Source organism: Lysinibacillus telephonicus, assembly GCF_039654155.1.
GTDB classification, from domain to species: Bacteria; Bacillota; Bacilli; order Bacillales_A; family Planococcaceae; genus Ureibacillus; species Ureibacillus telephonicus.
Genome location: NZ_CP155468.1, coordinates 4,557,527 through 4,577,426, shown reverse-complemented (window position 1 = coordinate 4,577,426; position 19,900 = coordinate 4,557,527). Strand labels below are relative to the sequence as shown.

The following is a 19,900-nucleotide window of genomic DNA, read 5'->3' as shown; positions in this document are numbered from 1 at the left end:
TCTGTTTGATAAAGTAAAACTTCAATCGTTGTTTACCAAATGGTTGTTAGTTTAACTAATCGAGTATTTCCGAACAGTTAATGTTTTTTAAGTGGGAATTTTACTGATCGTGAATATGGGATAAAGGACGTAAACGCGTCTAGCGGAGGTGCTGATATGACATCAGTTGTAGTTGTGGGGACACAATGGGGAGACGAAGGTAAAGGAAAAATTACGGACTTCCTATCTAAAAAAGCAGATATAATCGCTCGTTTTTCCGGCGGAGATAACGCTGGTCATACAATTAAAATTGGCGATGAAACTTACAAATTGCATTTAATTCCATCAGGTATTTTTTATAAAGAAAAAACTTCAGTTATGGGCAATGGAATGGTAATCAATCCAAAATCATTAGTAACTGAACTAAAAGGATTGCAAGAACGCGGTATTGATACTTCTAATTTACGTATTTCAAACCGTGCGCAAGTAATTCTTCCTTATCACATCTATCAAGATAAAGTAGATGAAGCGGCTCGCGGCGATAACAAAATCGGTACTACTTGCAAAGGTATTGGTCCATGTTATCAAGACAAAATTGCTCGTATAGGTATTCGAGTAGCAGATTTACTTGATCGTGAAATCTTTGAACAAAAACTTCGTGAAAACTTAGAAAAGAAAAATCGTCTTTTTGAAAAATTTTATGAAGTAGAAGGTTTAAAATTCGAAGATATCTTTGAAGAATATTACGGCTATGGACAAGAAATTGCGAAATACGTAACGGATACTTCAAAAGTATTAAACGACGTACTAGATGAAGGTGGTCGTGTATTGTTTGAAGGTGCACAAGGTGTTATGTTAGATGTTGACCATGGTACGTATCCATTTGTTACATCTTCAAACCCTGTAGCTGGTGGTGTTACAACTGGTACAGGTATTGGTCCTTCTCACGTTTCCCGTGTAGTTGGGGTATGTAAAGCATATACTTCTCGCGTTGGTGACGGTCCATTCCCAACTGAATTATTTGATGAAACTGGCCACCATATTCGTGAAGTAGGTCGTGAATATGGTACAACAACAGGACGTCCACGCCGTGTTGGTTGGTTCGATTCAGTAGTAGTTCGCCATTCTCGTCGTGTAAGTGGTATTACAGATTTAGCACTTAACTCAATCGACGTATTAACTGGCTTAGATACTGTGAAAATTTGTACTGCTTATAAATATAACGGTGAAATCATCACGGAATACCCTGCAAGCTTAAATGTAATTGAAGCTTGTGAACCAGTATACGAAGAACTTCCAGGTTGGACAGAAGATGTGACAGGTGTTCGTACATTAGAAGAACTTCCTGAAAATGCTCGTAAATATGTAGAACGAGTAGTAGAGCTAACTGGCATCAACCTAATGACATTCTCAGTAGGCCCAGCTCGTGAGCAAACGAACATTGTTAATCCAATTTGGGATTAACAATATTCGTTCTGCACCGAAAGCGAAGCGGCAGGTGCAAACAAGGTAGTTCTGCACCGAAAGCAAAGCGACAGGTGCAAACAAGGTAGTTCTGCACCGAAAGCGAAGCGGCAGGTGCAAACAAGAGAATGAATAATCCAATTTGGGATTAACAATATTCGTTCTGCACCGAAAGCAAAGCGACAGGTGCAAACAAGGTAGTTCTGCACCGAAAGCAAAGCGACAGGTGCAAACTTCATAAAGTATTTAAATTAAATCATAAAAAAGAATTCGCAACACAACTGTGATAAATGACAGACAGGTCACTAGTATACAGAAGTGAAGCGAATTCTTTTTGTTAATATTAGAATTATTCCTTCCAAATTAAAGGGCAAAATAAAATTACTGCTCTCCTTTTAGTTATGCTTTGACTTTTTCATTTGTTAATAATGTAACATTACGATCTTTTTCTACTCCAATTTGATGAGGAGATAATTCAAAATGATCAATAGCTGTCCCCACTTTATTAGCAGCACTTTTTAAAATTTCATTGGATAATGTAATTTCTTTAATTTCTATTTGTTGTTCTGAAATTTCAATAATACGTGCACCGATTTCATCCATGACTGCTGAGAGTTGAACATATGTCCAATTGCCTTGTTGAACAATTGAATTATAGTGATTATGGCCATTTATATAAATGTTCACACCTTGTTTTTTATTTAAAATATCCTTTAATGGAATATTTGGATCAACACTTAGACCCTTTTTTTCAGAGTTCGATGTTGTTTCATAAACAGGATGGTGTGCAAATACTAGGACTGGATTTGTTTTAGCAAGTTCCAATTGTTTATCTAACCACTGTAACTGTGTTTCCTCTAATGTCCCACCCCAATCTTCAAAATCTTGATCTTTTGCAGTATCTAAAAATATTAAAGATGCATCCTCATTATGAATTGCATGATATCTCTTCTGTTTCGTAATTTTAAGCATTTCATTCTTTGGCAACCCGTAACAATCGTGATTTCCAATGACATGAATAAAAGGTTTATTAAATTTATGAATAATATCATAAATCTCCTTCAGCTCATCCTCCACACCATAATTTGTTAAATCACCTATTGAAACATACAAATCTACCTCAAGATTAAAAAATGACTCTAAGTATCCAGAGAAAAATATAGATCTTTCTGTCTCTATTTGATCATAGCTCTCTTTAATAGTTGGATAATGTAAATCTCCGAAAACTGCAATCTTCATAATGCCCCTCCTTTAAACTTATTATTACTAGGCTAAGGGTTGAATATTGTGAAGGAATAAAGGCGGTGTTTCTTTATTGTTAACGTATTAATCTACTGTAAATTAACTGTAAAAATATTAAGGATTCAATTAGTAAGGGTGGTCAAAGCTGTATGATTGCTATAAGAACTTTTGAAACAAAGGAGGAGCTATTATTTAATGAATAAAGATTTTAAAAAATTACAGGTAGTAGAAAGAATAGAAAAAAAGAATAAGATTGCTGCTATTAAATGTATGAAGGACTTTGATATTGTATTAGATTATGCAGATGATTTAGCAGCTGCATTTCTTTTAATGGGGAATATTTCGAACATAAAAAGATACGTAGACGCTATACAGAATAAAGGGTTGCCAGTTTTTATTCATATCGAAAAAGTAGGGGGACTAGCATTAAATAATGAAGGGGTTGAATTTATTTCAAGCATCGTAAAACCTGTAGGAATTATTACGACGAAGCCAAACTTAATAAAAAAAGCACAGACACATGGTTTAATGGCAATTCAAAGAGTCTTTATGATTGATACAGAAGTATTTGAGAATACTTTGAATTTAAAAGAACATCGGCCAGATATAATTGAAATTATGCCTTCGCCCCTATATCACATTATTTCTGAATTAACTAGTAGGATAGAGATACCAATCATAACAGGGGGTCTTATTCACTCAACAGATGATATGAAAAAAAGTCTTAATGCAGGGGCAATTGCTGTTAGCACTTCAAACAATAAAGTTTGGAGAGAGAATGTGAATTTAAATTAACAAAGATAAACAAACATTAATAAAAACACAATATCGCCTTAATAATTAGATGATAATTTAAAAAAGACAAGTAGATAGAAACTTTGGTTTGAACTAAGAGAAACCTCAAATATTCTTTGAAGACTTTGAATCTTCAAGGATTGTTTGAGGTTTTTTTAATTAGTTTTATTCTATTTGTCTAATAAATAGGAGGAGTTGAAAATATGAAAAAAGTTTATTCATTAATGTTTCTTTTGCTTTTGGTGACCGGCTTAGCAGCTTGTACAGGAGAAAAGGAAGAATCATCATCTGAAGCAGCAACAAATTCAGAAGGAAAAACAGTCATTGAATATTGGCATGTTAATGCTGAAACACAGGGTGGTAAAACAGTTGAGGAACTAGTTTCCAGCTTTAATGAACAAAGTGAAACTGTTGAAGTTGTGGCGAAATACAATCCTGATATGTACAAAGGGCTAATGCAAAATTTACAAGCAGAGGCAGCAGCGGGAACATCACCTGCTGTAGTACAAGTAGGATGGGCGTTTTTAGATTATTTTTCTAATACATTTGAATACACAGAACCACAAACAATTATCGATCAGCATTTTCCGGATGATAAAACATTTTTAACAGATAACTTTTTACCAAATATTTTAGATTTGGCGGTTAATAACGAAGGTAAACAAGTTGGAATCCCCTACTCATTAAGTACACCAGTTTTATATCTTAATAAAGATTTATTACGTGAGGCGGGCTTAGATGAGAACGGTCCAAAAACTTGGGAAGAATTAAAAACTTTCGCCGAAGCAGTAAAAGAAAAAACGGGTAAATATGGGCTGTATATACAAGAACCTGCGGACAACTGGGCAACACAAGCACTTCTTGAATCAAACGGTGCTCAAATGATTACAAACGGTAAAGCTACTTTCGCATCAGAAGAAGGAATTCAGGCATATTCATTATGGGCAGACTTAGTAGCCTCAAAATCAGCTTTACATATCGGATGGGATCAAGGAGTTCAAAGCTTTATTGATGGCAATGTAGCGATGTTGTATACAACAATCGCACAACGCTCAAATGTACAAAACAACGCTAAATTTGATGTAGCTACTGTAAAATCGCCAGCTTGGGAAGGTAAACAAGTAAAGCTTCCAGCAGGTGGAGCAATGCTAGCTATCACTGCAAAAGGAGAAGAACAACAAAAGGCTGCTTGGGAATTCATGAAATACTTATATAGTGTCGAGTCTATTGCAAAATGGACTGAAGGTACAGGATATGTTCCACCTCGTGAAGGTGTGGCTGATGCAGAAAACGGCTTGAAACAATTCCTAGAAGAAAATGAAATGATGCAAGCAGCAATCGATCAAATGGATGTCGTTGTACCGTGGACTTCTTTCCCAGGAGATGCAGGTCTTCAAGCAGAACAAATGTTAATTGATATGAGGGACCAAGTATTAAGTGGCTCAATCACTGTTGAAGAAGGTCTAAAGCAAACACAAGAGCAGATCAATTCACTCTTACAATAGATAATACCTGTAAAGAGGAGGAAGGGTGTTCTAGTAGTCTACCTTCATTGACTAGAATGCCCTTTAAATTAAAAGAAATGGTGATGATATGACGACAACGATATTATCAATTAAAAATAAGGAAGGTCGCATTCAAAAGATTGCTCCCTATGCATTGTTGCTGCCTTCTTTAATTGTCTTAGGCTTTTTCATGTTTTGGCCGTTTTTATATACGATTTATTTAAGTTTTTTTGATTGGAATATGGTTAGTACAACAAAAGAGTTTGTAGGATTTGAAAATTATATTGATGTACTCAAAGATCCAGTCACTTGGAAGGTAATGGGTAATACAATGTTATACATTGTACTCCTATTAGCTGTGAACTTTGTTGTACCGTATATATTCGCCTATGTAGTAGAATTTGTTCTTCAACGTATGAAAGGATTTTATAAATCAGCATTTTTCTTGCCGGCATTTATTTCCTTAGTGGTAGGTTCAATCTTATTTACGTGGATTTTAAATCCTGTTTCAGGACCTGTTGCTATTATTGCAGGTTGGTTCAATATAACAATCCCCATTTGGAGTAAGTTAGATGGTTGGGTCATTGTTGTCATTACACTTATTACATCATGGAAAATTTGGGGTTATCATTTTATTTTACTCTTTGCTTCTATTAGTGGAATTTCAAAAGAAGTCATTGAAGCAGCACGTCTTGACAATATTCCTCTATGGAGAATTTTCTTTCGTATTGTTGTGCCAATGAGCAGCTCGACTGGAATTTATGTGTTTATTATTACTATTGTTCAAGGATTACAATTTGCATTTACACCTATAAAAGTTATCACGCAAGGTGGACCGAATTATGCCAGTTCAAACGTGATTTATCAAGCATTTCATGAGGCATTTGTGCTATATCGCACAGGGCATTCTGCAGCATTATCAACTATTACGATGATTATCTTTATCTTCTTGCTCATTGTTGAATTTAAATTTGTAGAAAGAAGGATTTATTATGAAAATAAATAAACGGTGGGAGATTCCTTGGCATATTATTTTTTTCATATTTATCCTGGTATTACTATATCCTATTTTTTATGCGCTTGGATTTTCTTTAAAATCGTTGCAGGACGCCTATAACAGTCCACTTTCAATAATTCCGAAAAATATAACGTTTGAAAACTTCAATCAATTATTCACAAGTTTACCAGCGTTAAAAATTACATGGAATACTTTTGTAATTGCTTCAGTTGTAACGATTTTTAAAATCATTACATCATTTCTGGCAGCATATGCCTTTGTATATTTCATTTTTAAAGGAAAAAACGTTATCTATTTTTTCCTAATTAGTACGATTTTTTTACCCTTTACGATCACAATGATTCCAAACTATTTAATTATATCGTCATTAGGTTTAGCTGATTCTGTTTGGGGCGTTATATTGCCGCAGCTTGCAGATGCAATGGGAATATTTTTATTAACACAGGCGATGCGCTCTATTCCTGTTTCGTTAATAGAAGTAGCTCGACTGGATAATATGGAACATTGGCGCATCATGAAAGATATTGTACTGCCTTTAGTACGTCCAGCAGTAACATCCACAAGTATTTGGTTTTTCATTATGGCTTGGAATGAATATGTATGGCCGGTATTAATTTTAAAAACGGTAGATAATTATACATTGCCACTAGCACTACAAATGTATATAAGTTCCGAGGGTGGAACGAATTTTACTGTAGCGATGGCAGTGTCAGTTATAACAATGATTATTCCACTTACTCTTTATTTAACATTCCAAAAATATATTATCGGTACATTTGTTTCTTCAGGTATTAAATAATGGAAAGGTTGAGATGATGAACGAAATACGCTTTGAGAAAGTAAAAAAAAGCTATGGAAAAGTGGAGGTTGTTAAAAGTCTTGACTTCTCTATTCGCGATGGAGAACGATTAATTTTATTAGGTCCCTCAGGATGTGGGAAATCAACTACTCTCCGTATGATTGCAGGGCTTGAAAGTATAACAGAAGGTAGGCTTTATATGGGAGGACGCGAGGTAAATGATGTACCAAGCGGACAGCGAGATGTTGCAATGGTATTTCAAAACTACGCTCTTTATCCACATATGACAGTTAAGCAAAATATTACGTATGCATTGCGTACACAAAAGATGACAAAAGACGAAATTGAAAAGCGATTAAAAGATGCCTTGCAAATGCTGGGACTTGAGAAGTTAGAAAATAGACTGCCGAAAGATTTATCGGGTGGCCAGCGTCAACGAGTCGCGTTAGCCCGTGCAGTTGTTAAACAGTCACCATATTTTTTGCTTGATGAACCATTGTCCAATTTAGATGCACAGCTTCGTGGGACAGCTCGAAAAGAACTGGTACGTATTCATGAAAAATTTAAGCAAACGATGGTATATGTTACCCATGATCAAATCGAAGCAATGACCATTGGAGATCGAATTGCATTATTGAATAATGGTATTTTGCAAATGCTTGATACCCCAGAAAATGTATATCATCGCCCAGCAAATATTTTTACAGCTACTTTTATTGGTTCTCCTGCGATGAATGTGCATGACGTTAGATTCATTGACGGACAGTTACAAATTGATGAGCAATTTTTCGGTATCGGAAATGAATGGAGTCTGCTATTAAAGAATTATCGGAATAAGCAAGTAAAGTTTGGTGTCCGACCAGAGCATATTCATTTAAGCACTGAAATGAGTGAAGGAAGGATTTGTGGAGTAGTAAATACTATTGAAAATTTAGGGGCACAATATGCGGTCTATGTTCAAATTGGCTCCAAAGAATGGATTGCCTTGTCACCTCATCGAGGATTTAGTAAAGGACAGAGAGTATATTTAGAATTTGACTATAACAATTATCACTTTTTTGATCCTGAAACAACAAACACAGTTGGTTATCCTTCTACATTAAATTTAAATTCAAAAATTCCATTAAAAGTTGAGGTATAGCAATAATGAAAATCTTTATTTCAGATTTAGTGTTATTAGGTCAAGATCCAGTGTCGAATGTTCGCGTATTAAAGGAGAACGGATTCAATGATATAGAAATTATGATGGATGGAGCATTTTGGGATAATTCACAGGAAGAACGGTTTGAGCTTGTACAAGAATTGAAGAAATTTGAAGTTAATTATACAGTACATCCTCCAGCGTGGGATATTAATTTAACAAGTGAAACTAAGTATATACGAGATGCATCTTTTCAAGCATATGCTGATGCAATCGAATTTGCTGGCTGGTTAGGTGCGAGCCATGTTGTGATTCATCCAGGCTTCACATTTGCCCCAGAATTTGATAAAAAAGTTGCAATTAAACATGCAAAAGAGTCGATTATTGAGCTTTGTGAGTTAGCTAATCATGCAAATGTAAAACTTGCTATAGAGAATGTAGGATATAACGGAACGAGTATTCTAACAATAGAAGAATATGTTGAGTTTTTAAAGGAAGTTCCTGAGGAGGCCGGTTATTTAATTGATGTTGGACATGCTCAGCTTAATGGATGGGATATTGCAAGTGTAATACGCCAAACATCATCACGCTTAATTGCATTACATTTACATGATAATGATGGCCAGGGAGATCTTCATTTACCAATTGGCAAAGGAGTTATTGAATGGGAAGTTATTTTCCATGAGCTGCGTGATTTAAATTTAGAAATTAGCTATATTTTAGAATATGGGCAAAATACAAGTTTAGAATATTTAAAGACTGGACAGGAGCGTTTAAAAAACGAGTTATCATGGAAGTTAATTTAAATTGTTATGATGCACTAGCTCTAGATTTGGATGGAACTATTTACGTTGGAGATGAAATAATTGAGGGTGCACAGGAAACGATTTATAAACTGCGCAGCATGGGAAAAAAATTATTGTTTATTTCTAATACACCAACACAAAGTCGAATAGATACTGTAATGAAACTGAAAAAGCTTGGTATTGAAGCAGCAATAGACGAAGTATTAACGGCAGCGTATCTTACGGCTTGTTATTTAAATGAGAATTGCTCAGACTGTAAAGTATTGATTGTTGGAGAGAAGTCCCTTATAGATGAATGTCAAAAACTAGGAATACCTTGTACGAATAATCCTTTGGAAGCAACTCATGTTGTTGTAGGACTTGATCGAACATTTACATATGAAACAATGAATAGAGCGATGCAGGCTGTTATCAATGGTGCAGCGTTAATTGTAACAAATCCTGATCCGAGCTGTCCTGTAGCGGAGGGACAATTTGTTGCGGATACGATGGCAATTGCTAAGGCTATTGAGGTAGCAGCTAGTGGGAAAATAACCGCAATCGTTGGTAAACCCTCAGCCTATTACGCATCAAAAATGGTAGAGTTGCTTAAATGTGAACCAAGTCGGTGTCTTATTGTAGGAGATCGATTAGAAACGGATATTTTATTAGGCATGCATCTAAATATTGAAACTTGTTTAGTGTTGTCTGGTATTGCAAAAAAGGAACACTTGGCAATTTCATCTATTCAACCAAATTACATTATTAATTCAATAAAGGATTTTATTTTATAGAAATAGGCTATTTTAAGTCTGGCTAGTTGCTTTTAAATATTTATAAAATGAAAAAAGAGTGTAGATAAAGTTGACTTTGTCTACACTCTGATTGTTTTGTATTCCCCTGTTTAGTGAATATCTCTTTTCTTGAAACGTCCACCTCTTACTTCACTAATATTGCCTATTGCGAGGAATGCATTATCGTCAATACTTTTTACTATTTCCTTCATTTTTGATTCTTCTAGTCGAGTAATGATGCAAAAAATTACTTTTTTATTATCTCCAGTATAAGCACCCTCGCCATGCAAGTATGTAACGCCGCGGCCTAAACGATCCATTATTGCGCGGCCAATTTCATCAATTTCATCACTAATGATATAGACAGATTTAGATTCTTCCATACCTTGAACAACAATGTCGATCATTTTTGCTGCAATATAATAAGCAACGATTGAGTACATTGCTTTTTCCCAAGTAAAGACGAAACCTGCAACAGTGAAAATAATAAGGTTAATAAATAAAATAATTTCCCCAACAGAGAAAGGAAGCTTTTTGTTGAACAGAATAGCTAGTACTTCTGTACCATCTAAGCATCCGCCAAAACGTATAACAATCCCAACACCAAGGCCTAAAATAATTCCACCAAAAACGGTAGCTAACAGTAAGTCGCTAGTAAATGGGTGTATATGATGTAAAAGTATAGTGGTTACAGAAAGAACGGTAATTCCGAGCGCAGTAGTTAATGCAAAAGTTTTACCGATTTGCTTATATCCTAAGAAGATAAAAGGAAGGTTTAAAATAAAGATAAATAATCCAAGGGGCAGCCCTATTAGATGAGATGCAATGATGGAAACTCCAACGATCCCTCCATCCATTACATTATTTGGAACTAAAAACAATTCAAGCCCAACTGCCATTACTATCGCACCAATCATAACCATGAAAATGCGTATAACTAGTTTACTAATACTAGCCTTTCTCTGGTCAGCCGGGTGTACAACAATATCGCTCATATTGTATCCCCTATCTATTGAATTAAATTAAATTTTCTATATATTTCAATTTTATATGAAAATAGCAAATCTACAAAATAAAATGATTTCGAAACTTTGTGACAAGAAATCTTCAAATAATACATTTATATTACAAAAGACTCAAATTGTTCAATCCAAAAAAAGTTTATGGTACATTAAAAAGGTGTAATTTACTACATGGAAAATTAACCCTATCTTTTTTAGGGTTGTCTTTGGAAGGGGCTTGTACATGAGTTCGAAGTGGAACATCAAAAGAGACTTTACAAAGAATCAATTTTTAAGTCTTGAACAAAGTAAAAAATCAATTATAAAAAAGTCTGCTGTCACAGCAGTTTTATTATCAACTGTAACTTTTAACTTAGCATTTGCAAATGAAAATAATACTAATGATTCACTACAAAAGATATACCATGTGTATATAGATAATAATTATATTGGTCCAGTATCAAACGAAGAAGCAGTATCAGAAGTTATTCAAACAAAAGAAAAAGAAGCTAGCACTCAGTTTAAAGAATTTGATATTGAGGCTGGTACAAATGTTACTATCATTCCAGAAAAAGTATTTTCTTATCAAACGAATGATTCTGTGACCTTAGAGAAATTACAAGAAGAACTAGCTGTTGAAACAGAGGCTTATGCACTTCAAGTCGATGGTCAACCTATCGTATATTTTAAAAATCAGAAAGACTATGAAGAAACACTTCGCCTATTAAAACTTGAATATGTAACTGAAGATCAATTACAGCAATATGAAAAAACTGCTTCTACTAATGAATTACCCAAATTAGAAGTTGATGAAACTCGTATAAATGAAATTTCTATACAAGAAGATATTTCAGGCAAAGAAACGAAAGTAAATCCTGCTAAAATTCTAACTCCAAAAGAAGCAGTTAAGTTTTTACAAACTGGTACTCTTGAAAAAGAATTATATAAAGTACAAGAAGGAGACGTACTTAGCAAGATTGCTAGCAAACATAATTTGAAAACGTCTGAATTATTAGACTTAAACCCTGACTTAGAAGTAGACTCGCTTCTGCAAATTGGACAAGAAATTAATGTAACAGTTGAAAAACCGTTAGTTAATGTTCAAGTTGTTTATGAAAAAGTGAATATGGAAAAAATGGACTATGCCAAAATCGTAGAAGAAGACGATGAAATGTTTAAAGGCGAAAAAGTAGTCAAACAAGAAGGGTCTTACGGTAAGAAAGAAGTAACAAATTTAATTACAGAGTTAAACGGTAATCGCGTTAAAAAGGCTGTTACAGATGAAAAAGTAATCTCAGAACCTACTAATAGAGTTGTTGTAGTTGGAACAAAAGTAGTTTCTTCTCGTGGAACTGGCAATTTCGCTTGGCCAACAAATGGCGGCTATATTTCTAGCCAAATGGGATCTCGTTGGGGAGAATTCCACAGAGGAATTGATATTGCTCGACCATCTAATTATGATATTAAAGCATCAGACAATGGTGTCGTTACATTTACAGGCTGGGATGGAACTTATGGTAATAAAATCGTTATTGACCATAATAATGGATATGAAACAGTTTATGCTCACTTATCAGAAATAAAAGTAGAAGTCGGACAAGTGGTGCCACAAGGTTCTTTAATTGGTATTATGGGTTCAACAGGTAGATCAACAGGAACTCATTTACACTTTGAAGTACACGAAAATGGCTCATATAAAAATCCGTTATCTTACTTAGACTAAAGAGATGGCTGTCCCATAAGCTTAATGCTTGTAGGACAGCCATTACGATTTTTTATACTTTTAAGCAGGATCGCTGCTGTGATAACCCCGTCGCTAAGGATGTATCCCATTCGTTTTTGGGATACATCTTTTTTTGTAAAAAAGGACCATTGAGTAGGCTAAACTGTTACATGCCTTCTTCAACTTATTTAGCCTTTTTAGGAAGTACCGGCCTATAGGGCATACACAAAGTAGAAAGTGATTAATCTAGAAATGTAGCAGGTTGCAGTGTTTCCCTAAATCCCAGCTAAAAAGGCGATGGATTTTTCAAAAATTGTCGAATTATTTCCCAGAAAATAATAAGTATGTGCAGATACGCTGTAAGCTACAGCTTATTTTAAATTATAATTTTACCCAAAGCACCTTTGTCTTTCTCGTTATAGAGCTTTGTTTGATATAATGTAACTTATAATGCTTTAACAATAAAAGCATGATAGGGTGAAAAGTATAAAACTGAACTAAATTAACTTGAACAATAGATAAATTGAAAAAAAGGAGAGAAAAAGTATGACAAAAACGATATTAGTTGTCGATGATGAAAAGCCAATTGCAGATATTCTGCAATTCAATTTAGTAAAAGAAGGTTATCAGGTAATATGTGCGTATGATGGTGATGAAGCGTTAGAAAAAATTGAAGAGCAGCAACCAGACTTGATGTTACTTGATATTATGCTTCCAAAGAGAGATGGTATGGAAGTTTGCCGAGAAGTAAGAAAAAAATATGATTTTCCTATCATTATGTTGACTGCAAAAGGATCTGAAATTGATAAAGTACTCGGTCTTGAAATGGGTGCAGATGACTACGTTACAAAACCATTTAGTACGCGTGAATTAATTGCTCGTGTAAAAGCAAACATGCGAAGACTAAAGGCTTCTTCTCAAGTTGAAGAAATTAAAGAAGAAACGAATGACATTACAGTTGGAGCTTTAATTATCCAACCGGAAGCATACTTAGTTTTGAAGCGCGGCGAATCAATTGAACTTACACACCGTGAATTTGAATTATTACATTATTTAGCTAAACACATTGGTCAAGTAATGACACGTGAGCATTTACTTCAAACTGTTTGGGGATACGATTATTTTGGAGATGTACGTACAGTAGACGTAACGATACGCCGTCTACGTGAGAAAATAGAAGATAATCCAAGTCATCCAAACTGGATTGTAACACGTCGTGGTGTTGGATATTATTTGCGAAATCCTGAACAGGAGTAGTATGAATGCATAAAGTAAGCTTTTTTAAATCGATTCATGTAAAAATCGTATTAATCTATGTTTTGCTCATCATCATTGCATTGCAAATAATTGGAATATATTTTTCGTCTGAATTAGAAGAGAACTTAAAAACAAACTTTCAGGAATCGATTTTTCAAAGAATCGATTTAGTACAATATAGCCTTCGTGAAGAGATGTTAAAAGAACGTGATGAAGAATCACCGACATTAGAACAGAGCTTAAGCTTAATTTTACGAGAGTTTACAACAGGTGATATTAATGAGATTCGCGTTGTTGATAGTAGAAATAAGGTGCTAGCTACCTCTGATATTGATAATCAATCGATTGTAGGGCAGCGTTCCAATGATGACATCGTCACAAAATCTATATCAGCTGAAACGTATTTAGAAGAAATTGCCTTAGACCCGGATACTAGAAAAAGAGTTTGGGTGCTGGCGACGCCGATTTTTGACGCAATAGGCCCAAATGGAGAAGTGATTGGGTCAATTTATATTGAATCAAATATTGAAAAAGTTTTTGAACAAATGAGTGATATTAACGGGATTTTTGCTGTAGGGACAGCGATATCACTTGCAATTACGATTATTCTTGGTATATTGATTGCCAAGACGATAACAAAACCAATATTAGATATGCGTAGACAAGCACAAGCGATGTCTCGGGGAAATTTCTCGCGAAAAGTTCGTGTTTATGGTAATGATGAAATTGGACAGCTTGCAATTGCATTTAATCATCTAACAAATCGTTTGCAAGAAGCTCAGTCAACAACTGAAGCTGAGCGAAGAAAATTAGCATCTGTTTTAAGTAACATGACGGATGGAGTAATTGCAACTGATCGAAAAGGTAAAATTATTTTAATTAATGATCCGGCTCTTAATTTCCTAGATGTTACACGTGAAACAACTTTAGGTCGACCAATTGCCTCTGTACTTGGCCTGGACCAGGAGTATAGTTTTGAAGATTTAATTCATATGAAAGAATCGATTAATTTAAATTACAGTACACAAGAAAAACCTTTTATACTAAGGGCTAATTTTTCTGTTATACAAAAAGAGACTGGTTTTGTAAACGGTTTAATAACAGTATTGCATGATATTACAGAGCAAGAAAAAATTGAAATGGAGCGGCGGGAATTTGTTGCAAACGTTTCACACGAATTACGTACACCATTAACTACAATGCGAAGTTACTTAGAGGCTCTTGCCGATGGGGCATGGAGAGATGAAGCCATTGCACCTACATTTTTAAATGTAACCCAGACAGAAACAGAGCGTATGATTCGCCTTGTTAATGATTTATTGCAGCTTTCGAAAATGGATAGCAGAGATTATAAATTAAATACAGACTTTGTTGAGTTTAATAAATTCTTCAATCGCATTATAGATCGTTTTGAAATGTCAAAGTCTCAAAATGTGAAATTCATACGTTATATCCCTGAAGTATCATATTTTGTAGACATTGATACAGATAAACTAACTCAAGTAATCGATAATATTATTTCCAACGCCTTAAAGTATTCACCAGATGGCGGAAATATTCGATTTGGGTTTACTGTTCAAGATAATATGTTAAAAGTGATGGTATCTGATGACGGGATGGGTATCCCTAAAGAAAACGTAAGTAGAGTTTTTGATCGATTTTATCGTGTTGACCGTGCTCGCTCGCGGGAAATGGGTGGTACAGGCCTAGGTCTTGCAATCGCAAAAGAAATGATTGAAGCACACGGCGGTAAAATCTGGGCAGAAAGTGAGGAAGGAGTAGGGACGACAATTTTCTTCACATTGCCATATGAATTAGACGAGGCGGGTGATTGGGAGTGAAATATGTTGAACCTTTAAAATCTACTTTCCTTTTACTCCTAGTTATTTTGAGCTTGATTTTAACGTTTTCTATTTGGAGTTATACACCACCCTATCAAGTGATTGAAGAATCACAGGTAGAACAAATTACTGTGGGCGATCAGAAAGAACTACATCAAGTTGTTAAACCTTATCGCTTGTTAGTAAATCAAAATGGAAACTTTTCTGGTACAATTTCAAATTCCGTTATGGATGATTTGATGGGGACTTTTCTTAATTTACATGCATCAGAGTTAAGCTTTGTTCAAAGTAATTTAACAGAAGAAAAAATCAATTCGATGATTCGGACAGATAACCGAATGACTCTTTTTTTCTCAGCAGAAGTACCAATTAATGCATTCCGTTCCATTTTAGAGTTTACACAAAATGATTTGCCTGAAGTATCATTTAATTCGTTAATTATTGATTGGAGCAAATTCAGTCAAACTCGTACTCTGCAGCTTCTATTTGTAAGTGATAAGAACCGTACACTTTTTAGTACAGAGGTTGCACTAAGTGATGAGCATTTTAATGCAACATTTAAAGATGCTATTCTTCAGACTGTTCCTTATGAGGAAATTAAAAGAGATGATAAATTATCATTATATGTTCCAGTTGATCCAATGGAGCTAATACAATTCACGTATTATATCGATGAAATCTCACCAGATAAGTTTAAAGAGTTGCTGTTTAATGATCCAAATATTGTGAAAAAGAATATAGAGAGCTTGAATTCATCCAAATATACTGATGGCATGGCATTTATGACTTCGGACACAAATACAAAAACGATTAATTATGTCTATCCAGCATCAGAAAGCATTGGTGAAATAAAAGAATCCATTTTATTGCAGGATAGCTTCGATTTTATCAATGACCACGGCGGACTAACAGGAGATTTCCGCTACGTATACATGAATGCTCGAAACCATATTACAGAATACCAACTATTTTTAGAAGGAATTCCTGTGTTCAGTAGTGTAACTTCTACACGCATTGCAACTACTTGGGGAGATAAACAAATTTTCCGATATAGACGGCCATATTATTTACTCGAAATGGATATCACTTCGGAAAAAACAATACAAACATTGCCTTCAGGAGCAGAATTAATTCAATCAATTGAAAATTTAAATGAAATTGATGACATTGTTGTTGGTTATTATTTAAAGAAAAATGAAAATGAGCTTTTATATACATTAGAACCAAATTGGTTTGTTATTGATAATGGCAGTTGGACACGGGTAACGACGGAAACAATAGGAGGAACTGGATATGGATTGGAGTAAATCAAAATCTATATTCATCGTCGTATTTCTTATACTGGATGTTTTTCTCTATTCCCTTTATTTAAATCGGCATACAGAAGCCCAGCAAGTTCCAATATTAGGTGAGAAGAACATTGAAGCGCGTTTAAAAGACGATAATATAACATATGGAGCATTACCAACAAATACTGAAAAAGCTTCCTACATCTCGGGGAGAGTTAAAAACTTTGAGGAAGAAAAAGTACAACTTCAAAATGTTCAGACTGCGACAATAGAAAATAATAATAAACTTATTGTTCAACTAAGAGAACCAGTTAAAATACCTGGCACTTTGGAAGAAGCAAACTTTAGCGAATTTTTAAAGCAATATGTATATAATGGAGCGAACTATTCATTATGGATGGTTGATGAAGAAAATCGCAGAGCAACCTTCTTCCAAAGTGTGAATAACCGTACAATCTATTATAATATTAATGGTGTCTTAACAATTTATTGGAATGAAGACAATGAAATTGTAATGTATGAACAAACTATTTTAGAAAAAATAGAAGAATACGAGGAAGAAGAAACGCTTCTAACACCAATTCAGGTTATTCAAGCACTCTATGCAAAAGGAATGTTAAAACCAGATTCTCGAATTACAAATATGAAACTAGGATATTCGACACTCGTTCAACTAACTAAAACTCAAGTGTTTGTTCCTACTTGGGAGGTTCAAGTTAATACAGCAGACGATGACACGGAAGAATACTTTGTGAATGCAGTTGAAGGTAAAGTAATTGACGTTCAAATAGATTCTTCGAAGGTTGAAGAGGTAGAAAATGATGTAGAAGAAGCCCTTGAATCTGAAGAGGTGAAAGAAGCGAAGGAAACTAACAAAGAAGTAGATACAGAATAGGGAGTAATTGTATGCGATTTAGTGTTTTAGCGAGCGGCAGTACTGGAAATGCAATTTATGTAGAGAATGATGAACATGCATTTTTAGTTGATGTCGGATTAAGCGGCAAAAAAATGGAGCAACTATTTGCTAAAATAGGTCGCGATATGAAAAATTTATCAGGAATTTTAGTTACACATGAGCATAGTGATCATATAAAAGGACTAGGTGTAGTTGCTCGAAAATACAATGTGCCTATCTTTGCAAATGAAAAAACATGGTTGGCTATGGATGAGCATGTTGGGAAAATCCCAGAAGATCAGCGATTTTTATTTAATATGGAGACTGTCCAATCATTTGGTTCATTAAGTATTGAGTCTTTTGCTGTTTCTCATGATGCTGTAGATCCAATGTTCTACGTATTTCACGAAAATGATCGGAAGCTTGTTATTATCACGGATACTGGGTATGTAAGCGACCGTATGAAAGGAATAATACGTGGGGCAGATTCATTTGTTTTTGAAAGTAATCATGATATTGGAATGCTTCAGATGGGGCGTTATCCTTGGTCTGTTAAACGCCGAATACTGAGTGATGTTGGACATGTATCCAACGAAGATGCTGCAGTTGCGATGAGTGAAGTTGTTTTTGAAAAGCCAACACAAATATATTTATCCCATTTAAGTAAAGATAATAATATGAAAGACTTAGCTCGAATGAGCGTAACACAAACATTGCAATCGTGCGGCATTATAGCAGGTGAATTTGTCCAATTGCATGATACAGATGCGGAAGAACCAACGATGCTTGTGACGGTATAATGAATAACATTTAAATAGGTCATCCGAAAATTCATTTTAGGACGAAATTGAGCAAGAGTGGGCTTATCCACCACAGGGACAAGACCTATAAGCAAATAATTACTAAAGAAAGGGCTATCCAGAAATAATATTTTCTGGATAGCCCTTTCTTTTTTAATTTTGTTTTATTTCATTTTCATGTAATTTTAATGTTCACATTGTATCATAATGACAACAAGAGAACGAAAGGATGGATATATATGAGTTATTATAATGACGATGATAAAAAACAGTATGACGAAAATGAATCTGTTAGCTCCTACTCGCCCTTACAAGAACGTTTAAAGCGAGAACAAGAGGAAGAAAATATAAGACGTACGAATAAAAAAAATGGAAGCAAAGCCGGATACTTTGTAAGTGGTCTGATAGGTGCCATTGTTGGTGCTCTTATTATTTGGCTGCTGCTGCCATCGATGGTTGGGCAGCTTCCTAGCAGTTCCAACGGCAATGTAAATAATGATGCAGGCACACCAATTACACAAACAGCTACAGAAGTTACAACTGATGTGACAGAAGCTGTAGAAAAAGTATCGAAAGCAGTAGTTGGAATTACAAATATCCAAGAGGTAACAGATTTTTGGAGCCAACAATCAGGTACACAAGAAGCTGGAAGTGGATCTGGTGTAATTTATAAAGTTGATGGCGACAAGGCCTATGTTGTAACAAACTACCACGTTGTTGAAGGAGCAAAACAACTTGAAGTAACATTGGCAGATGGTTCAAAAGAAGAAGCACAGTTAGTCGGCAGCGATATTTGGACAGATTTAGCGGTCGTATCAATTAGCAGTGAAAAAGTAGATACAGTTGCAAAGTTTGGCGATTCTGACGTATTAAAACAGGGTGAATCTGTTATCGCAATTGGGAACCCACTTGGTCTAGATTTCTATGGTTCTGTTACAACTGGAGTAATCTCTGGTACTGATCGCGCAGTACCTGTTGACTTAAACTCCGACGGATATGAAGACTGGGAAACAGAAGTATTACAAACAGATGCTGCTATCAACCCAGGAAATAGTGGTGGTGCATTAATTAATATTGCCGGTGAATTAATCGGTATTAATTCAATGAAAATTGCTCAAGACACAATTGAAGGTTTAGGATTCTCGATACCAATTAACACAGTTATTCCAATTATAGAAGAACTGGAGAAAAACGGTGAAGTTAAACGTCCTACAATGGGAATTGGATTATTAGATTTAACAGATGTACCTGCATTTTATCAAAAACAAACATTACGTTTACCAGAAGAAGTGACAACAGGTGTAGTTGTGTCAGAAGTAGTTCAAGGTTCTGCTGCTGATAATGCGGGTATGCAGCAATACGACGTAATTGTAGAATTAGATGGCCACAAAATCGAAAACTCTATTGATTTGCGCCAGTATTTATATAATGAAACCGATATTGGCTCTACACTAAAGGTTAAAGTATATAGACAAGGTAAGCTAGTAAATTTAGAATTAAAGCTAACTGAAGGAACAACAGTATAAGTATTCTGTGGATAACTTAAAGTTATTAACAAAAATAAGACACAAC

At 34.9% G+C, this 19,900-nt stretch carries 17 protein-coding genes; 15 read left to right on the top strand and 2 right to left on the bottom strand.

The genetic code is table 11. The annotated features are described in order from the left end of the window. The first annotated feature begins 156 nt into the window (after positions 1 to 156). The gene (locus MKY04_RS22105) at positions 157 to 1,443 is read left to right on the top strand and encodes an adenylosuccinate synthase (protein ID WP_126293831.1); all 1,287 of its coding nucleotides are present in this window, start codon (positions 157 to 159) and stop codon (positions 1,441 to 1,443) included. 399 nt (positions 1,444 to 1,842) lie between these two features. On the opposite strand, the gene MKY04_RS22100 is transcribed toward MKY04_RS22105, so the two are convergent. Next, the gene (locus MKY04_RS22100; RefSeq protein ID WP_126293832.1) at positions 1,843 to 2,682 is read right to left on the bottom strand and encodes a metallophosphoesterase family protein; all 840 of its coding nucleotides are present in this window, start codon (positions 2,680 to 2,682) and stop codon (positions 1,843 to 1,845) included. A 198-nt stretch (positions 2,683 to 2,880) separates the two neighbouring features. On the opposite strand from MKY04_RS22100, the gene MKY04_RS22095 reads away from it, so the two are divergent. The 7 genes from MKY04_RS22095 (at position 2,881) to MKY04_RS22065 (ending at position 9,522) form a co-directional block, all read left to right on the top strand. After that, positions 2,881 to 3,480, top strand: a complete 600-nt coding sequence (locus MKY04_RS22095; protein ID WP_346235140.1) for a glycerol-3-phosphate responsive antiterminator — start codon at positions 2,881 to 2,883, stop codon at positions 3,478 to 3,480. A 203-nt stretch (positions 3,481 to 3,683) separates the two neighbouring features. Then, positions 3,684 to 4,985, top strand: a complete 1,302-nt coding sequence (locus MKY04_RS22090; RefSeq protein WP_126293834.1) for an ABC transporter substrate-binding protein — start codon at positions 3,684 to 3,686, stop codon at positions 4,983 to 4,985. An 88-nt stretch (positions 4,986 to 5,073) separates the two neighbouring features. Continuing rightward, positions 5,074 to 5,991, top strand: coding sequence for a carbohydrate ABC transporter permease (locus MKY04_RS22085; RefSeq protein WP_126293835.1), 918 nt, complete (start codon positions 5,074 to 5,076; stop codon positions 5,989 to 5,991). Then, positions 5,978 to 6,802, top strand: coding sequence for a carbohydrate ABC transporter permease (locus MKY04_RS22080; protein ID WP_126293836.1), 825 nt, complete (start codon positions 5,978 to 5,980; stop codon positions 6,800 to 6,802). The genes MKY04_RS22085 and MKY04_RS22080 overlap by 14 nt, the downstream gene beginning before the upstream one ends. A gap of 13 nt (positions 6,803 to 6,815) precedes the next feature. Next, positions 6,816 to 7,943, top strand: a complete 1,128-nt coding sequence (locus tag MKY04_RS22075) for an ABC transporter ATP-binding protein (protein ID WP_246020252.1) — start codon at positions 6,816 to 6,818, stop codon at positions 7,941 to 7,943. Between the two features lie 5 nt (positions 7,944 to 7,948). Next, on the top strand, positions 7,949 to 8,749 hold the full coding sequence (locus MKY04_RS22070; RefSeq protein WP_126293838.1) for a sugar phosphate isomerase/epimerase family protein: 801 nt from the start codon (positions 7,949 to 7,951) through the stop codon (positions 8,747 to 8,749). Further along, positions 8,734 to 9,522, top strand: a complete 789-nt coding sequence (locus MKY04_RS22065) for an HAD-IIA family hydrolase (RefSeq protein WP_126293839.1) — start codon at positions 8,734 to 8,736, stop codon at positions 9,520 to 9,522. Before MKY04_RS22070 ends, MKY04_RS22065 begins: the two co-directional genes overlap by 16 nt. A gap of 110 nt (positions 9,523 to 9,632) precedes the next feature. On the opposite strand, the gene MKY04_RS22060 is transcribed toward MKY04_RS22065, so the two are convergent. After that, complete coding sequence (locus tag MKY04_RS22060; RefSeq protein ID WP_346235139.1) at positions 9,633 to 10,517, bottom strand: YitT family protein; 885 nt, start codon at positions 10,515 to 10,517, stop codon at positions 9,633 to 9,635. Positions 10,518 to 10,767: 250 nt separating this feature from the next. On the opposite strand from MKY04_RS22060, the gene MKY04_RS22055 reads away from it, so the two are divergent. From MKY04_RS22055 to MKY04_RS22025, 7 genes are all read left to right on the top strand, one after another. Then, the gene (locus MKY04_RS22055; RefSeq protein WP_126293841.1) at positions 10,768 to 12,246 is read left to right on the top strand and encodes a peptidoglycan DD-metalloendopeptidase family protein; all 1,479 of its coding nucleotides are present in this window, start codon (positions 10,768 to 10,770) and stop codon (positions 12,244 to 12,246) included. A 546-nt stretch (positions 12,247 to 12,792) separates the two neighbouring features. Beyond that, the gene (gene yycF, locus MKY04_RS22050; protein ID WP_126293842.1) at positions 12,793 to 13,503 is read left to right on the top strand and encodes a response regulator YycF; all 711 of its coding nucleotides are present in this window, start codon (positions 12,793 to 12,795) and stop codon (positions 13,501 to 13,503) included. A 5-nt stretch (positions 13,504 to 13,508) separates the two neighbouring features. Then, positions 13,509 to 15,344, top strand: coding sequence for a cell wall metabolism sensor histidine kinase WalK (gene walK, locus MKY04_RS22045; RefSeq protein WP_126293843.1), 1,836 nt, complete (start codon positions 13,509 to 13,511; stop codon positions 15,342 to 15,344). After that, entirely contained in the window at positions 15,341 to 16,651 is a 1,311-nt protein-coding gene (locus tag MKY04_RS22040; RefSeq protein WP_185807676.1) for a YycH family regulatory protein, read from the top strand. The genes walK and MKY04_RS22040 overlap by 4 nt, the downstream gene beginning before the upstream one ends. After that, on the top strand, positions 16,638 to 17,528 hold the full coding sequence (locus MKY04_RS22035; RefSeq protein WP_126293845.1) for a two-component system regulatory protein YycI: 891 nt from the start codon (positions 16,638 to 16,640) through the stop codon (positions 17,526 to 17,528). Before MKY04_RS22040 ends, MKY04_RS22035 begins: the two co-directional genes overlap by 14 nt. Before the next feature lie 11 nt (positions 17,529 to 17,539). After that, the gene (locus MKY04_RS22030) at positions 17,540 to 18,328 is read left to right on the top strand and encodes an MBL fold metallo-hydrolase (protein ID WP_126293846.1); all 789 of its coding nucleotides are present in this window, start codon (positions 17,540 to 17,542) and stop codon (positions 18,326 to 18,328) included. 239 nt (positions 18,329 to 18,567) lie between these two features. Continuing rightward, positions 18,568 to 19,854, top strand: a complete 1,287-nt coding sequence (locus tag MKY04_RS22025; protein ID WP_126293847.1) for a S1C family serine protease — start codon at positions 18,568 to 18,570, stop codon at positions 19,852 to 19,854. Positions 19,855 to 19,900: the final 46 nt, after the last annotated feature.

Bases quoted from the DNA above. Each gene is read 5' to 3' on its own strand.
- MKY04_RS22100 (WP_126293832.1), bottom strand. From the start codon at position 2,682: ATGAAGATTGCAGTTTTCGGAGATTTACATTATCCAACTATTAAAGAG.
- MKY04_RS22055 (WP_126293841.1), top strand. From the start codon at position 10,768: ATGAGTTCGAAGTGGAACATCAAAAGAGACTTTACAAAGAATCAATTT.
- MKY04_RS22030 (WP_126293846.1), top strand. From the start codon at position 17,540: ATGCGATTTAGTGTTTTAGCGAGCGGCAGTACTGGAAATGCAATTTAT.
- MKY04_RS22025 (WP_126293847.1), top strand. From the start codon at position 18,568: ATGAGTTATTATAATGACGATGATAAAAAACAGTATGACGAAAATGAA.
- MKY04_RS22065 (WP_126293839.1), top strand. From the start codon at position 8,734: ATGGAAGTTAATTTAAATTGTTATGATGCACTAGCTCTAGATTTGGAT.
- MKY04_RS22070 (WP_126293838.1), top strand. From the start codon at position 7,949: ATGAAAATCTTTATTTCAGATTTAGTGTTATTAGGTCAAGATCCAGTG.
- walK (WP_126293843.1), top strand. From the start codon at position 13,509: ATGCATAAAGTAAGCTTTTTTAAATCGATTCATGTAAAAATCGTATTA.
- MKY04_RS22075 (WP_246020252.1), top strand. From the start codon at position 6,816: ATGATGAACGAAATACGCTTTGAGAAAGTAAAAAAAAGCTATGGAAAA.
- MKY04_RS22035 (WP_126293845.1), top strand. From the start codon at position 16,638: ATGGATTGGAGTAAATCAAAATCTATATTCATCGTCGTATTTCTTATA.
- MKY04_RS22090 (WP_126293834.1), top strand. From the start codon at position 3,684: ATGAAAAAAGTTTATTCATTAATGTTTCTTTTGCTTTTGGTGACCGGC.
- MKY04_RS22060 (WP_346235139.1), bottom strand. From the start codon at position 10,517: ATGAGCGATATTGTTGTACACCCGGCTGACCAGAGAAAGGCTAGTATT.
- yycF (WP_126293842.1), top strand. From the start codon at position 12,793: ATGACAAAAACGATATTAGTTGTCGATGATGAAAAGCCAATTGCAGAT.
- MKY04_RS22085 (WP_126293835.1), top strand. From the start codon at position 5,074: ATGACGACAACGATATTATCAATTAAAAATAAGGAAGGTCGCATTCAA.
- MKY04_RS22105 (WP_126293831.1), top strand. From the start codon at position 157: ATGACATCAGTTGTAGTTGTGGGGACACAATGGGGAGACGAAGGTAAA.
- MKY04_RS22080 (WP_126293836.1), top strand. From the start codon at position 5,978: ATGAAAATAAATAAACGGTGGGAGATTCCTTGGCATATTATTTTTTTC.
- MKY04_RS22095 (WP_346235140.1), top strand. From the start codon at position 2,881: ATGAATAAAGATTTTAAAAAATTACAGGTAGTAGAAAGAATAGAAAAA.